At 64.1% G+C, this 16,077-nt stretch carries 11 protein-coding genes; 10 read left to right on the plus strand and 1 reads right to left on the minus strand.

Annotated elements, in window-relative coordinates:
• Positions 1-5: 5 nt before the first annotated feature.
• The 9 genes from KGA89_RS08875 (at position 6) to tagQ (ending at position 13,946) form a co-directional block, all read left to right on the plus strand.
• Positions 6-1,316 (plus strand): DotU family type VI secretion system protein, encoded by a 1,311-nt coding sequence (locus tag KGA89_RS08875; RefSeq protein WP_013694571.1) that lies wholly within the window; start codon positions 6-8, stop codon positions 1,314-1,316.
• Complete coding sequence (tssM, locus tag KGA89_RS08880) at positions 1,313-4,813, plus strand: type VI secretion system membrane subunit TssM (protein ID WP_013694570.1); 3,501 nt, start codon at positions 1,313-1,315, stop codon at positions 4,811-4,813. The genes KGA89_RS08875 and tssM overlap by 4 nt, the downstream gene beginning before the upstream one ends.
• On the plus strand, positions 4,810-5,463 hold the full coding sequence (tagF, locus tag KGA89_RS08885; protein ID WP_003206910.1) for a type VI secretion system-associated protein TagF: 654 nt from the start codon (positions 4,810-4,812) through the stop codon (positions 5,461-5,463). Before tssM ends, tagF begins: the two co-directional genes overlap by 4 nt.
• Positions 5,464-6,195 (plus strand): PP2C family protein-serine/threonine phosphatase, encoded by a 732-nt coding sequence (locus KGA89_RS08890; protein ID WP_003206909.1) that lies wholly within the window; start codon positions 5,464-5,466, stop codon positions 6,193-6,195.
• The gene (locus KGA89_RS08895) at positions 6,192-9,290 is read left to right on the plus strand and encodes a serine/threonine-protein kinase (protein ID WP_317846390.1); all 3,099 of its coding nucleotides are present in this window, start codon (positions 6,192-6,194) and stop codon (positions 9,288-9,290) included. The genes KGA89_RS08890 and KGA89_RS08895 overlap by 4 nt, the downstream gene beginning before the upstream one ends.
• Entirely contained in the window at positions 9,290-10,006 is a 717-nt protein-coding gene (locus KGA89_RS08900; RefSeq protein ID WP_003206906.1) for an ABC transporter ATP-binding protein, read from the plus strand. Before KGA89_RS08895 ends, KGA89_RS08900 begins: the two co-directional genes overlap by 1 nt.
• Positions 10,006-11,202 (plus strand): ABC transporter permease, encoded by a 1,197-nt coding sequence (locus KGA89_RS08905; protein WP_003206905.1) that lies wholly within the window; start codon positions 10,006-10,008, stop codon positions 11,200-11,202. Before KGA89_RS08900 ends, KGA89_RS08905 begins: the two co-directional genes overlap by 1 nt.
• A complete protein-coding gene (locus tag KGA89_RS08910) occupies positions 11,195-12,922 on the plus strand; it encodes a formylglycine-generating enzyme family protein (protein ID WP_003206903.1) in 1,728 nt (575 codons plus the stop codon). The genes KGA89_RS08905 and KGA89_RS08910 overlap by 8 nt, the downstream gene beginning before the upstream one ends.
• Positions 12,923-13,007: 85 nt before the next feature.
• Positions 13,008-13,946 carry a type VI secretion system-associated lipoprotein TagQ gene (gene tagQ, locus KGA89_RS08915; RefSeq protein WP_003206902.1) on the plus strand — a complete coding sequence of 313 codons (939 nt, stop codon included), beginning with the start codon at positions 13,008-13,010 and terminating at the stop codon, positions 13,944-13,946.
• Between the two features lie 765 nt (positions 13,947-14,711).
• On the opposite strand, the gene KGA89_RS08925 is transcribed toward tagQ, so the two are convergent.
• The gene (locus tag KGA89_RS08925) at positions 14,712-15,095 is read right to left on the minus strand and encodes a DUF6124 family protein (RefSeq protein WP_003206899.1); all 384 of its coding nucleotides are present in this window, start codon (positions 15,093-15,095) and stop codon (positions 14,712-14,714) included.
• Between the two features lie 535 nt (positions 15,096-15,630).
• Between KGA89_RS08925 and KGA89_RS08930 the strand changes: the two genes are divergently transcribed.
• Entirely contained in the window at positions 15,631-16,011 is a 381-nt protein-coding gene (locus KGA89_RS08930) for a hypothetical protein (RefSeq protein WP_003206897.1), read from the plus strand.
• Positions 16,012-16,077: the final 66 nt, after the last annotated feature.

The following is a 16,077-nucleotide window of genomic DNA, read 5'->3' on the forward strand; positions in this document are numbered from 1 at the left end:
CCGCGATGAGTAACGACGATCGTACCCAGTTCATGCCGACGCCCGGTGGCCGTGGTGGAGATCCCTTCCGCCCAGACGCTGGCCGGCCACAGCCGACGCCTGCGCCTGCACCGCTGTCGATGCCGGCCGCGCCGGTGCTGACCGGCAAGGCCGAGGGGCTCAACCCGCTGGAAAGCGCCGCCGGCCCGCTGCTGGCGCTGCTGACGCGCCTGCGCAACACCATTGCCCACCCGGCGCCGGCCAGTCTGCGCGCACAACTGCTGGCCTACCTGCGCCAGTTCGAAGAGCGTGCCGAGGCCGCCGGTGTGGTACGCAACGATGTGTTGCTGGCCCGCTACGCCTTGTGTACCGCGCTGGACGAAGCGGTGTTGAGCACGCCGTGGGGCGGCACCAGCGATTGGGGCAAGCAGAGCCTGTTGATCACCGTGCACAACGAAGCCTGGGGCGGCGAGAAGGTGTTCCAGTTGCTGGAGCATTGCCTGCAAAGCCCGCGCGAGCGCCTGTATCTGCTGGAGCTTTTGTATCTGTGCATGTGCCTGGGTTTCGAAGGGCGCTATCGGGTGATGAACGACGGTCGCAGCCAACTGGAAGCGTTGCGTGAGCGCACCGCCGCCGTCATCCGCAGCGCCCGTGGCGACTACGAGCGCGAGCTGTCGCCGCACTGGCGCGGTGTCACTGTGGCCCGTGATCGACTGGCGCAATTCATGCCGCCATGGATCGCCGTGGCCATCGGTGCGGCGCTGTTGCTGGCGCTGCTGTTCGGCCTGCGCATGAAGCTGGCCTCCGATGCCGAGCCGGTGTTCAAGAACATTCATTTCCTCGGTGAAATCCCGGTGCAGACCATCGACCGCCCTGTGGTGCAACCGAAGGTGATCGAGCGCCCACGCCTGGCCGGTTTCCTCGCCGATGAAATCCGCGCCAACCGCATTGCCGTGGAAGACGCCGTCGACCGCTCGGTGGTGACCATCCGCGGCGATGAGCTGTTCGCCTCGGGCAGCGCCAGCATCAAGGACGATTTCCAGCCGCTGATGCTGCGCATCGCCGATGCGGTGCGCAAGGTCAAGGGCCAGGTCCTGGTCACCGGGCACAGCGACAATCGGCCGATCGCCACCCTCCGGTTCCCGTCCAACTGGGCGTTGTCCGAAGCGCGGGCGCAATCGGTGCTGCAAATTCTCTCGGCCAAGACTGGCCAGCCCGAGCGCTTCAGCGCCGAAGGCCGCAGCGACACCGAGCCGTTGGCATCCAACGCCACCACAGAGGGGCGTGCGCGCAACCGTCGGGTTGAAATCACAGTATTGGCGGAGGGGGTCGAGTGAAGGCGTTTTTCAGTTTTATGACCCGCTGGGTCATCCCATTGCTGGGGCTGATCGCCCTGAGCCTGATCATCTGGTTCGTTGGCCCGCTGCTCGATTGGCTGGTGCCCGAAGGCCGCCGCTGGGCCTTGATCATCCTGGTGTTCGCGGTATGGATCGCCTACCGGGTGCTGCGCATCATCCAGGCGCGCCGTCAGGCCGCCGAAGTGATGCGCAGCCTGGCCGCGCAAACCCCACCGGACCCGACCAGCATCGCCACCGCCGAAGAGCTCGAAACCCTGCGCCAGCGCATGGACGAAGCCTTGGCCCTGCTCAAGAAAGCCAAGCTGGGCGGTGACGAGCGCCGCAACCTCTACGAGCTGCCGTGGTACGTGATCATCGGCCCGCCGGGTTCGGGCAAGACCACCGCGCTGGTCAACTCCGGGCTGCATTTCCCACTGGCCGCGCAACTGGGCGCCGGCGCGGTACGCGGTGTCGGCGGCACGCGCAATTGCGATTGGTGGTTCACCGACCAGGCGGTCCTGCTCGACACCGCCGGCCGCTACACCACCCAGGACAGCGACGCGACCATCGACAAGGCCGCCTGGCTGGGCTTCCTGGGTCTGTTGAAAAAACAACGGGCCCGGCGCCCGATTGATGGCGCGTTCATCGCCATCAGCCTGTCCGACCTGCTGCTGGGCAGCGACGCCGAGCGCGCCGCCCATGCCGCCGCAATCCGGCTGCGGATCCAGGAGCTGTACACCCAACTGGGTGTGCGCTTCCCGATCTACCTGATGCTGACCAAGCTCGACCTCGTGCCGGGGTTCATGGAGTATTTCGATACCCTGAGCAAGGAAGAGCGCGCCCAGGTCTGGGGCATGACCTTCGCCCTGGACGATGGCAAGAGCAGCGATAGCCCGCTGGCGCACCTGCAAAGCGAATTCACCGGCCTTGAGCAGCGGCTCAACGACCGCTTGGTGGAACGCCTGCAACAAGAGCGCGACCCGGCGCGGCGCGATCTGATCTACGGTTTCCCGCAGCAGTTCGGCGCCTTGAAAGATTGCCTGCAAAGCTTCCTCGAAGGCGTGTTCAAACCCAACGCCTTCGAAGAGCGCGTGTTGCTGCGTGGCGTGTATTTCACCAGTGGCACCCAGGAAGGCAGCCCGATCGACCGCCTGATCGGCTCCATGGCCCAGAGCATGAACCTGGATCGTCAGCACCTGGCGCGCCAGACCGGCACCGGGCGCAGTTATTTCATCGAAAAACTCTTCACCGCCGTGGCCTTCGCCGAGCGCGGGCTGGTGGGCGTCGATCCGAAAGTCGAGCGGCGGCGCAAATGGATCGCCCGCGGCGTTCTGGCCTCCACCGTGGTGTTGGTGCTGGTGGTCAGCACGTTGTGGTGGGTCAGCTATCGCGCCAACCAAGCCTACATTGCCCAGGTCGACCAGAAGGTCGCGCCGTTGGGGCAAACCGTGCAGAACCTCAGCCCGGCGCAACGCGACGTCCTCGCCGTGTTGCCGTTGCTCAACGCCGTGAAACACCTGGCTGACGACGCACCGAGCTGGGCCGAAGGCCTGGGCTTGTACCAGGGCGACATGCTCGAAGCCGAGTCCGGCAGCGTCTACCGCAAGCTGCTGATCGCGGTGTTCGCGCCACGTCTGCTGACGCGGATCGAAGAGCAGCTGCACAGCGGCGGCAATTCGGATTTCCTCTACGAAGGCTTGAAGGCCTACCTGATGCTCGCCGACACCGAGCATTACGATGCCGACTTCATCAAGGCCTGGATCGCCCTGGATTGGGACCGCAGCCTGCCGCGGGATTTGCCGGCCGAGCAGCGCCAGGCCCTGACCGCGCATTTGCAGGCGCTGTTCGAGCGGCGTCCGCCCCTCGCGCGCCTCGATCCTCGCCTGGTCGAAGACCTGCGCCGCCAGTTGCAGCAATTGCCGGTGGCCCAGCGGGTCTATGACCGGATCAAGCGCCAGAAGCTGCCCGAAGGCATCCCGGACTTCCGTATCAACGAAGCCGCCGGGCGTGACGCGGCGCTGGTGTTCAGCCGCAAGAGCGGCAAGCCATTGGGCGAGCCGCTGAGCGGGTTCTTCACCGTCAAGGGTTACCGCCAGGGCTTCTTGCTCACCAGCCTGAGCCAGACCGGCACCCTGGCCGAAGAGCAATGGGTGCTTGGCCACGAAGAGGCCGATCAGCAGAACGTCGCCAGCCTGGCTGCCGATGTGCGTCGCCTGTACTTCCAGGACTACCTGCGCCAATGGGACGCCTTGCTGGCCGACATCGACTTTGTGCCGATCACCAGCGTGGCCCAGGCCGCCGATGTGCTGCGGGTGATTTCCGGCCCGACCTCACCGTTGAAAAAACTGCTGGTGGCGGTGGCGAAGGAAACCGACCTGCAACAGGATGAACGCCTGCTGGCTGCCCAAGGTGCGCCGGTAGAAGGCGGTGTGGACAAGCTCAAGGAGCGCCTGGGCAGCTTGCTCGGCCAGGAGCAGGCGACGCAAAACGCACCGGCGCAAAGCGATGATCCGATCACCGCGCACTTCGCCGAGCTCAACAGCATCGTCAGCAAAAGCGAAGGCGAGCCGGCGGCCATCGACGGTTTGCTGGCCGACATGAACGCCCTGTACGTGCAGGTCAGCGCCATGGTCGGTGCCAGTGGCGACGCCTTGCTCGGCGAAGCCAAGAACCAGGCCACGGCCGCCGCAACTCGGGTCAGCCTTAATGCCGAACGCCAGCCGCCGCTGGTGCAGGGCCTGGTCAAGTCGGTGGTCAACTCCACCACCAACAGCATGATGGGCGGGGTGCGCAACCAACTGAACGCCGCCTGGACCAGCGAAGTGGTGAACATCTATCGCCAGTCCCTGGCCGGGCGCTATCCGATGTCGCCAGGCAGTGCGCGGGACGCGACCCTGGATGACTTCGGCCAGTTCTTCGGCGTCGGCGGGGTGATGGACAACTACTTCCGCAAGTACCTGCAACCCTACGTCGACACTTCGACCCCGACCTGGCGCTGGCAGCCGGGCGCGGCGCAGAAGCTCGGTATCGCCCCTGGCGTACTGCAGACCTTCCAGCGCGCGGCGACCATCCGCGATGCGTTCTTCCGTTCCGGTGGCACGCAACCGATGGTGCGTTTCGAGCTCAAGCCGGTGGCGATGGACTCGACCATCACCCAGTTCCTGCTCGACCTCGACGGCCAACAGTTGAGCTACGACCACGGCCCGAGCCGGCCGACCGCCATGCAGTGGCCGAACCCGGGCAGCATCGGCGTGGTGCGGATCTCGATCATGCCGCCGTCGTCCAGCGGTCGCTCCGGCATCACCCTGGATGGGCCGTGGGCCTGGTTCCGGCTGCTGGAGCAATCGGACCTGACCGCCGGCAACTCGCCGGATCGCTTCAACCTGCGGCTGCGGGTCGATGGCGCCAGCGCCTCTTATGAGCTGCGGGCCAACAGCGCCTTCAACCCATTCAAGAGCCGGGTGCTCAGCGGCTTCAGCCTGCCGGAGCGGCTATGAGTACACCGGGCTTCTATGGAAAGTTGGCCAGCCGCGGCGATTTCGTCAGTCGTGGCTTGCCCCAGAGTTTTATCGGCCCGTGGGATTCGTGGTTGGCGGCGGGTTTGCTCGCCAGCCAGACCAGCCTCGGCGAGCGTTGGCTGGATGCCTATCTGGTCAGCCCGCTGTGGCGTTTCATGGTCGCACCGGGTGTGTGTGGCCCGGACGCCGCGGTCGGCGTGGTGATGCCGAGCATTGACCGGGTCGGCCGTTATTTCCCGCTGACTGTCGCGATGCTGCTGGAGCCCGACGCGGACCCGGCGTCGGTGGTGGGCGGTGCGGACGAGTGGTTTGAGCGGGTCGAGAACCTGTTGCTGAGCACGTTGAGTGTGGAGGCCAGTTTCGAGGCGTTCAACGAACAGCTGGAGACCCTGGGCAGCCCGATGTACCTGCCGCGCACGCCGAGCAGCCGCTTTGCCAGCCTGCATCGCTTCGATGCCACTGACCCGCAACGGCGCATGAGCGCCCTCGCCGAGGCGGCCTGCGAAGGCGCGAGCCTGTGGTGGGGCCAGGGATCGGAACGCATTGCCCCGGGTTTGATGCGCTGCCAGGGATTGCCGGCGGCGGCTGATTTTGCGCAATTTTTGCTCGGCCAAGAAGGTGTTGTGTAGATGCGTCCAAGTGCCGGAAAAGCAATCAAGTCTGCAAGCAAGAGCCATGTCGGGATGGTCCGCCAGGTCAACGAAGACGCCTGCCTGGACCTGCCGGAAAACGGCCTCTGGGTCGTGGCCGACGGCATGGGCGGGCACGCGGCGGGCGACTACGTCAGCAGCCTGATCGTCGACAGCCTGCGCGGCATTGCCGTGGGTCGTTCGCTGGACGAATACGTCGCGGCGCTGCAAAGCGACCTGTTGCGGGTCAACGCCGCCGTGCGGGAAGAAACCGCCAACCGTGGCGTGACCATGATGGGCAGCACCGTGGTGGTGTTGGCCGCCCGCGACCTTCGCGGCATGTGCCTGTGGGCCGGTGACAGCCGTTTGTATCGCCTGCGCGACGGCGTGCTCGAAGGCATCTCCCGCGACCATAGCTATGTCCAGGATCTGCAGGACAGCGGCCTGCTCAGCGAAGCCGAGGCGCGGGTGCATCCACGCGCCAACATCGTCACCCGGGCGATTGGCGTCGAGGCGCAACTGAACCTGGCGCTGACCGAGCTGCTGCTGGTGCCCGGCGACAGCTACCTGTTGTGCAGCGACGGGCTGACCAAGACCGTCGAGGACGATGAAATCCGCGAGGTATTGAGCCACGACGAGCCCGGCGAAATCGCCAGCAGCCTGGTGTCCCTGGGCCTGATGCGCGGCGCGCCGGACAACATCACCGTGGTGGTTGTGAAGGTGCCGTCATGAGCTTGACCTTGAACATTGTCATCCCCGGTTACGACATCGAAGGGCCGATCGGCGAAGGCGCGATGGCCAGCGTGTACCTGGCGACCCAGCGTTCGCTGGAACGCAAGGTGGCGTTGAAAGTCATGGCCGCCGCACTGGCGGCCGACCCGACCTTCTGCGAGCGTTTTTTGCGCGAAGGCAAGACCCTGGCGCGCCTGTCGCACCCGCACACCGTCACCATCCATGACATCGGCAACGTCGGTGAGCTGTATTACATGGCGATGGAGTACCTGCCCAACGGCACGCTCAAGGAACGCATCGCCGCGGGCCTGACGCCGGAGCAGGGCCTGACCTACATCCGCCAGATCGCCTCGGCCCTGGGTTATGCCCACGGGCTGGGCCTGGTCCACCGTGACGTCAAGCCGGCCAACATCCTGTTCCGCGCCGATGGCACGGCGGTGCTCTCGGACTTCGGCATCGCCAAGTCCCTGGACGACCGCACCCAGTTCACCCAGGCCGGCTTTGCCGTCGGCACGCCCAGCTACATGAGCCCGGAACAGGCCCGTGGCCAAGACATCGACGGCCGCGCCGACCTGTATGCCCTGGGCGTGGTGCTCTACGAAATCCTTGTTGGCAAACTGCCGTATACCGGCAACGACGCACTGTCCACGGCCCTGGCACACCTGACCGAACCGTTGCCGGAACTGCCGGTGCACCACGGCCGTTACCAGGACGTGTTGCGCAAGCTGCTGGCGAAGGATCCGGCGGAGCGTTTCCCGGATGCGGCGGCGTTGCTGCGGGCGTTGGATAACCTGCCAGACGAGTCGGCGGAAGCGACGCTGATCCGGCCGTTGTCGTTGCAACTGCCGACCACAGCGCCTGCGGTGGATGACTTGGCGGGTTTGACGCCCATGTCCATCGACATTCCCAGCGGCCCGGCTTATTCACCACCGCCGCCACAATCGCAGCCCAAGCCCGTTGCGCCGCCGATAAAACCGCCGGTTCAATCCTCGGTGTCGGAGCAACGCAAGGGGCCGGTGTTCGCCCTGGCTGCCGTTGCGGTCGCCGTGGCGCTGGCGTTGGGTGGCGCGGGTTATTGGTGGTTGTCCGGTGATGACGGCAAAGACGTGAAGACGCCAGTGGCCACGACCACCTCGGTCAAGCCACCGGAAGTGAAGCCGCCGAAGCCCCCCGAAGTGCCAGCGGTCAAACCACCTGTTGCCCCTCCGGCTCAGCCACCCGTGGCGACCGAGGCCGATGGTGGCCAGCGTCCGCTGTTGATGGCCGGAAAGAAAACCCTGTTCCAGCGCGTGCTCAGCAAACCGGGGGCGAAGCTCGCCGATGCGCCGGGCGCCGCACCGGGCAAGGCGCTGCCAGCGTTTTCCGTGCTCTACGTGTATCAGCGCAAGGACGTCGACGGCGGTTCGTGGGTGCGGGTCGGTGCGGCCACTGACGGGCGCAGCGACGGCTGGTTGCCCGCCGCCCAGGTCAGCGACTGGAAGCAGAGCCTGGTGCTCAAGTTCACCGAACGTTCCGGCCGTGCGCCGGTGATGTTCCTGCGTCAGCCTGGCGACGTGGAAAAGCTCTTGGCTAACCCATCGGCCGCCAAGAACGTGTTGCTCAAGGCCCAGCAGAGCCCGCAGGACGACCAGCAAGTGCTGGCCCTGGAGCCGGCCGCCAGCGCCGTGCCGCAGAGCCAGTTCTATCTGTTGCCGATCTTCGATTCCCGCGAGAGCCTCGATGAAAACGGTCAGCCGGTGCAGTTGCTGAACGTGGCATCCATCGACCCAGGCAACACCCCCAAGGCGTCGAGCAACACGCCGATCACCACCGCCAATGCCGACGCGTTCCGTACCGCCGTGGTGCTTGTCGTGGACACCACCGTGTCGATGCAGCCCTACATCGACCAGGTGCGCGACGTGGTCCACGAACTGCAAACCCGCATCGCCGAGCGCGGCGAGTTGGATAGTGTCAGCTTCGGCATGGTGGGTTTCCGCAGCAGCATCAAGAAGACTCCAGGCCTGGAATACGTCGCCAAGACCTTGATCACCCTAGAGCAGGGGCGCGACCCGCAACGCTTCATGGAGCTGGCGCGTCAGGTCAAGGCATCGACGGTGTCGAGCCATTCGTTCAACGAAGATGCGTTTGCCGGGGTCATGGAAGCCGTCGAAGGCATGGACTGGTCCGGTTACGGCGGGCGTTTGATCCTGTTGGTCACCGACGCCGGGGCCCTGCGCAAGAACGATCCATTTGCCGCCACGCAAATGAACGAGGCCGAAGTGCGCCAGGCCGCACTGGGCAAGCAGATCAAGATCTACGCCTTGCACCTGCTCAGCGACGCCGGCAAGAAAACCCATGCCGGCGCCCAGAGCCAGTACCGCACCCTGACCGCCGACGCCAACCCGCAGATCGGTGACCTGTACATTCCGGTGCCGGGCGCCGACGTGCGCAAGTTCGGCGAGCGCGTCGACGAGATCGGTTCGGTGTTTGCCGACCTGGTGCATCAGGTGCGCAGCAACAAGGCGCAAAGCGTGCCGCTGTTGAGCGCCGCGCCGAGCCTGGCCGACAAGTCGGCCGCGGTCGGCTACGCGATGCACATGGACTTTTTGGGGCATAAATCCGCCAGCCAGGCGCCGCAACTGGTCAGCGCCTGGACCGCCGACCGCGACCTGACCAACCCGGCACTGCCGGCGTTCCAGGTCTGCGTGATGCTGACCAAGCTGCAACTCAACGACCTGCAGCAGTCGCTGAAGCTGATCGTCGACGCGGCCCGCAAGACCCAGAGTTCGCCCAAGGATTTCTTCCAGGAAATCGCCAGCGCCAGTGCCTACATGAGCCGCGACCCGTCGGCCCTGCGCAAGGGCGGCAACCTGGCCGACGGCGGGATTCTCGGCGAGTACCTCGAAGGGCTGCCGTACCGCAGCAAGTCGCTGAACATGACCCAGGATCTGTGGCTGTCCTTGAGCGTGGCCGAGCAGGAAGATTTCATCGACGAGCTGGATTCGAAAATCCGCCTCTACGAAACCTTCCACAACGACCTCGCCAACTGGGTGCGCTTCGGCGATGCCGAGCCGGGTGACGCCTTGTACCGCGTTCCATTGTCGACGCTGCCGTGATGCTGACCCTGAACGCAGTGCATAAAAGCCGGGGCGCCGGCAGCCAGCGCTACAGCCTGGTGATTCCACGGCTGCATTTGCGCGGCGGTGAACAACTGGCGGTGGTCGGCCCCAGCGGCTGCGGCAAGAGCACCTTGCTGGACTTGCTGGCGCTGGTGTTGGCGCCGGATCAGGCCGGCCAGTTCGACTTCACGCCGGCCGACAAGCCGCTGGACATCGCCAAATTGTGGCGTGCGTCGCAACAGGGCACCTTGGCTGAGCTGCGCAGTCGTTACCTGGGTTATGTTCTGCAAACCGGCGGCCTGTTGGGCTTCCTGGATGTGCGCGGCAACATCGCGTTGTCGCGAAAATTGCTGGGCTTGAAGGATGACGCAAGCGTGACGCGCCTGGCTGGGCAGTTGGACATTGCCGATCAACTGGACAAGAAACCGGCGGATTTGTCCGTCGGACAACGTCAGCGGGTCAGCTGTGCCCGGGCGTTGGCCCATGGGCCGCGCCTGCTGCTGGCCGATGAACCGACCGCCGCCCTCGACCCGCTGAACGCCGAGCGCGTCATGCAGTTGCTGGTGGCCCAGGCGCGCGAGCACGGCGTCTGCTGTGTGGTCGCGACCCACGATGAAGCGCTGGCCCGCGCCAGCGGTTTGCAGGTGCGGCGCATCAGTTGCCGTCGCGATGTCGACGGCGGTGTCACCGCCACCCTCGGGGAGGCTTGCTGATGCGTGGCGCGCTGGTGGCTTCCCTGGCCTGGCAGGATTACCGCAACGATGCCTGGCTATCGGCCTGCTCGGTGTTGGCTTTGGTGGCCGTGGTGGCGCCGTTGCTGGTGCTGTTCGGCCTGAAGTTCGGCCTGGTCAGCAGCCTCACCGAACGCTTGCAGAACGACCCGGCCACCCGGGAAATCATCCCCTTGGGCGGCGGTCGCTTCAGTGCCGAGTTCGTCGAACAATTGAGCCAGCGCAGCGACGTGGCCTTTGCTTTGCCGCGCACCCGGCAGATCGCCGCTACGGCGGATTTGAGCGGCGATGCGTCGGTCGTCACGGTCGAGATGATTCCGACCGCGGCCAGCGATCCCTTGTTCGATCATTTGCCGGTGCCGCAAGGCCTGGATCAAGTGGTGCTCAGCCAGACCGCCGCTGAAAAGCTCGGCGCCAAGGCCGGCGATTGGTTGCAGGCCAGTTTCGGCCGGCAGGTGGCCGGTCGCAGCGAGGCGCAGCGCACCCGCGTGCAGGTGCTGCACGTGCTGCCATTGGAAGCCTTCGCCCGCGACGGCTTGTTTGCGCCGCTGGCGTTGCTGGAGGCGGCGGAGGATTACCGTGACGGCCGTGCCGTGCCCGCGTTCGGCTGGCCGGGGGATGTCGCGGGCGTAGCCGGGCAACGGGTCTACCCGGCGTTTCGTTTGTATGCCCGCAGCCTCGGCGATGTCGAGCCGCTGCGGCAGTATTTCGCCGGGCAAAACCTGTTGGTATCGACCCAGGCCCAGACCATCGCACAAGTGCAATCGCTGAGCCGCAATCTGTCGATCGTGTTCTGGATCATCGCCGGGTTGGCCTTGGCCGGCGCGTTCGCGGCGATCTTTGCCGGTGCCCTGGCGGCGGTCGAGCGTAAGCGCCGGGAGCTGTCGGTGTTGCGCCTGCTGGGGGTTTCCACCGCGGCGCTGTTGCTGTTCGTGGTGTTGCAGGCGCTCTACAGCGCCACCTTTGCGGCCCTGTTGAGTGCCGGCCTGTATGGCCTCGCGCAGTCGGGCCTGAATTATTTATTTGCGCAGATGCCCGGTGAATACGCCAGTCATCTGTTGGTGCGTCACTACACCTTGGCCCTGGTGGCCGTGCTCGGCGTCAGTGCCGTCGCGGCGGCTTGTGGTGGCTGGCGGGTGGCGCGCATCCAGGCGTGTGAAGGAATTCGCGATGTATAAGTTATTGGGCGCCGCCGTGGCGCTGAGCCTCGCCGGTTTGGTCTGGGCAGATGAAGGCACGGACAAGCTGGACAACCCCAAGCCGTTGCCCGACGACGTCAGCCTGCCGCTGCCGTGCGAAGGCCAGATGGTGTTTCGCTACGTCTACATCCTCGCCCAGGGCACCCTGGACGACCGCGAGATCAGCCTCGGTTACCCGTTCAGCGAAGACGAGGCGGGCTATCAGCAGTCGTTCATTTCCGGCTACCGGCGCGACTTCATCAACGGTCAGTTCACACTCAAGGACCTGCCCAAGGACTGGAACAAGACCATCACGCCGTTGATGCCCAAGACCGACGCCAAGACGCCACTCAAACCGATGCTGTACTTCATCGGCAAGTATGAGGTCACGGCCCGGCAATACGCCCAGGTCATGGCCCAGGCGCAGTCACTGGCCAGCGGCGAAGCGGCGCCGGCCTGCGAAACCTTGCAAGCCGATTTGCCCCAAGGCGTGGCCGGGCGTTTGCCCAAGGTGAAACTGTCGAAGTTCGAGGCTGAGCGCTTCTCGGCGGTGTACAGCGCCTGGCTGATGAAATACCACAAGGATCTTCTGCCGGTGAGCGGTCGCGGTACTTCCGCCGAAGACGGCGGGCTGGGTTTTGTGCGCTTGCCGACGGAAGTCGAGTGGGAATTCGCCGCTCGTGGTGGGCAAGCCGTGAGCCGTCAGGACCTGGAAGGGCGCCTGTTCCCAAGGCGCCTGGAAGGCAGTGAAAGCGACGGGCCGTTGGCCGATTGGGCGGTGTTCAACCAGGTCGCTGGTGGTACCGGCCAGGCGGCGCGGCTGATGCCCATCGGCACCAAACTGCCGAACCCGATTGGCCTGTTCGACGTGGTCGGCAACGCCGCCGAGATGGTCCAGGAATCCTTCCAGTTGGTGCACGCCGGTCGCCGTCAGGGCGCCTATGGCGGCTTCGTGGTCAAGGGCGGCAACTACCTGGAAGGCGAGGGCACGCTGTTCACCGGCATGCGCCGCGAATACCCGTTGTTCGCCGCCGACGGCACCGAGCAAAGCAACGAAACCACCGGTTTTCGCGTGGCCGTCGGTGCGTTGTCGGCGCCGCGTTCGCGCTACAAGGAATTGTTTGCCCAATGGCAGAAAGAAGGGCGGCTGGCGTCGCTGACTGATGCCATCGACGATGCCGACGACCCGACCAAGCGCCTGGACAGCATCATCGCCGCCAGCGTCGACCCGCGTCTGCAAGCCGAATTGGGGCTGGTCAACGAAGAGCTAAAGCGCAACGTCTCGCTCATCGCCCAGCAGCGCGAGGAAGCGGCGGGCAACCTGATTCAGTCGTCGGCCTTGGTGGCCGAGACCGTCAACAACTACAACATTCGCCTGACCAATCTGCAGAACAGCCGGCAAGCCGCCCTGGATGCCAAGGACGAGGCCAGCGCCACGCTGTTCGCCACGGCCATCGACAACGGCCGCAGCGCGCTGGATGGCGCGGTGGCGATTTATATCGACAACCTGGCCACCGGCACGCGTTACACCGATGCCGTGATCCAGGCGCAGTTTCAGCGCATCAAGGAAGAATTGGAGCGCAAACCGGTACTGGGCAAGAGCCTGGTGGCGCGTGCAACGTTATTCGTTCGTCATGTCGGGGATTATCGTCAGCAAAAACGAGCCGACCCGGCGGCGATATTGAAGGAATTGCTCGCATCGAACGCTCAGCGGTCTTGAGTGTTCGTTGTCAGCGAGCTTGGAAGGGACTCAGGCGGCGATAGCGCCGCGCTGAGCTGGTCAACACTTAAACGAGAACACAACTATGCTTTTCTCCCGTAAACCATTTGCTTCGGTTTCCAAGCGTCACTTGCTGATGGTCGCTGTCGGCTTCAGCACTGTACTGACCGGCTGCGCCACGTCGCCGACTTCCAAAGTCGCCTCGAGCACCAAGGTCGAGTACTACCCGAACTGCTACGAGCCGGTGCAGCACTTGCGCTCCACCGAAGGCAACATGACCAAGTCCGTGGTCACCGGCGCTGCCGTCGGCGCGGTTGGTGGTGCACTGCTGGGTGCCCTGACCGCGGATAAGGAAGACCGTGGCCGCAACGCCGCCATCGGTGCCGCGGGCGGCGCCCTGGCCGGTGGTGCAGCTGGTTACTACACCGAGCGCCAGAAGCAGATCGCCGATGACAACCAGCGCATCGCGTCCTACGCCGCCGACGTCAACAAAAGCGTCTCCGACATCGACCGCAGCACCGCCTACGCCAAGACTTCGCAGCAGTGCTACCAGAACGCGTTCAGCAAACTGGTTGCCGACCGCAAGGCCAAGACCGTCAACGACACTGAAGGCCGCAAGCGCCTGGCAGAAATCGTCGCCGGCCTGAAAGAGTCGAACGACCTGATTGTCGCGGTCAACGGCAAGGCTTCCGAAGATCTGAACAACTACACCCAGGCTTACGAGAAAGACCTGCAGCAAGTGGGTGTGCAGCGTACTGACGTGGTGACCGTGGCTACCGCCGATACCACGCCGGTCGTGGCGCAGACCAGCACCAAGACCAAGAAGAAAGTGACGCCGGCGAAGAAGAAAGAACTGCCAGTCGTGCCGAAAGAAGCGGTGACCACCGAGAAAACCCTGCAGACCGCCAAGGCCAAGCAGGATGAAAGCAAGCAGGTCGCTAGCGCCGGTACCACTCAGGTCAACAGCATGTGCAAAAACCCGGACCTGGGCGACTGGGCACCGGTTCCTTGCCCGAATGTTTGATTGAGTGATGGCGGCTGCTCGCTGATCAGCAGCTAAAACCTGTGGGAGCGAGCTTGCTCGCGATGGCGTCGGTTCAGTTGGCATTAATGTCGACTGACCCGCCGCCATCGCGAGCAAGCTCGCTCCCACTGTTGTTTTTGGGGGCATATCCGTTGTTGCGGTAACGGCGGCTTAGGGTTCCGCCCTTACGGCGGGTCACTTTCGAAAAGCCCGGAAGCCGGCCCAGTCGAAAGTAACCAAAGCGCTTTATGCCCCACCACTTGGTGCCTCGCTTAGGCTCGGCATGCCTGAACGAAGGTATTGCTCCGTGGGCCCGCCGCGAAGGGCCATCCATGGCCCAGCGCGGCTATCCCGGCATCCATGCCGGGATGCCCACTGCGCAATGCCTGCGTTCGGCCATCGTGGTTAACGGGGCGCCGAGATCAACGTCCACCGCGAGGCGGCCTAACAGCCGACCTGGCTCTCCCGGTCGTACACCCGTCAGATCTGTTCCAGCAGGATCTGTGGGAGCAAAGCTTGCTCGCGAGGCGGCCTTATAGCCGACCTGGCTCTCCGGCCATACCCCCGATCCAACTGTGGGAGCGAGCTTGCTCGCGAAGGCGTCAGCTCAGTCGGTATCAATGTTGTCTGACACTCCGCTATCGCGAGCAAGCTCGCTCCCACAGTTGTTTTGAGTTGACTGTGGTATCCGCGACAACCCAACTCCCCCCTGTGGGAGCGAGCTTGCTCGCGATGGCGTCGGCCCAGTCTGCATCAATACGAACGCTACCCCTTGGCCCCAGGCGTCGCCATCTCCTTGGTTTCCAGATGATCCAACGCCCGCTCAACCAATAGCTGAACCCCATCGGCCATGCGGCTGATCGCCAGGGCCACGCAGCGGCGTGAGTCATCCACGTCGTCAGCCAGGTCGGCGGCGATGGTGCTGATGGAGAGCAGGTCTTCGGAGGCGTTGGCCAGCAGGGTTTCGGTGTCGATGTGGGGGGACACAATGAAGAGTTGGTTTTTGTCGGGTTCGGGCGGTGAGTCGGGCTTGGGGTTGAGGTAGTAGTCGAGGGCGCGGGTGGCGGCGTCATCTAGCTTTTTTTCTTCCTGCGCTTGGACGCGGGATTTGTGGCCGCTTTGCGGCGGATTTGGAGTGACCTTGAACATAAATGCATTACCCGATATGTAATTGAATGAAGGCTGCCACCTTTCGTTGCACCGAAAGAGGTGGCAGCTACGCGCGGGTGTGCAAGACCGGGCATATCGGACCCCGGCAGACCTCGAGAGTCTCCCGCGCGCAGCCGCCATAAACACACCAATACGGGCATGAGCCGTTTGGTGTAGCAGTTGCGCGCCGATATGTACCGGACTTGCACGTCCGTGTCACCGTTTTTTGCGATGACGAACAGAGGTTAGCGGCGCTCGTAAGCGCTGCCTAGTTCATGAACAGCCCGGCGTTTTGAAGGAAATGTCCGAGGAACAGGAGGGCAAAAAGATCAAAAGATCGCAGCCTTCGGCAGCTCCTACGGAAATCGATGTAGGAGCTGCCGAAGGCTGCGATCTTTTGATTTTTGGTTTCGTGACTTGGCAGTCATCTTTCGCGAAAACCAGCTTATCTTCCGCCAAAGCGATCCGATGATGGCGTTACGCCGAAGAATCGCTAAACTGCCAGCCATTCATCTTTCATCACGAGGCTGTGCCCATGAAATTTCGTTTTCTGCTGTGGATGCTGGGGTTGTTGATGGGCAAGGCCAGTCGGACCAATCCGGCGTTCCAGCAGCAGTTGGGCGACAAGGAATTGGTGTTTCAGCTGCAAACCCTGGACGGCAAGGTCGCCCGGCATTTCACCGTGAAAAACCAGCGCATCACCAGCCAGTCCGGCACCTACCCGGAGCCTGCGTTCGCCATCGCCTTCAAGGACGCCGCCTATGGCTTTGCCACGATGCAGGCCAAGAACAAGCAACTGGCGTTCATGACGGGGATTCAGGACAAGTCGATCCAGATCAAGGGCAACCCGGCGCTGGTGATCTGGTTCCAGGGGCTGACCAAATACCTGAAGCCGAAGAAGTCTAAGAAGACTTAAATCGAGCGGACCATGTTTGATCGTTCCCACGCTCCTGCGTGGGAATGTCGCCAGGGACGCTCCGCG

It is taken from the genome of Pseudomonas sp. A-RE-22 (genome assembly GCF_019956035.1).
Lineage (GTDB): Bacteria > Pseudomonadota > Gammaproteobacteria > Pseudomonadales > Pseudomonadaceae > Aquipseudomonas > Aquipseudomonas brassicacearum.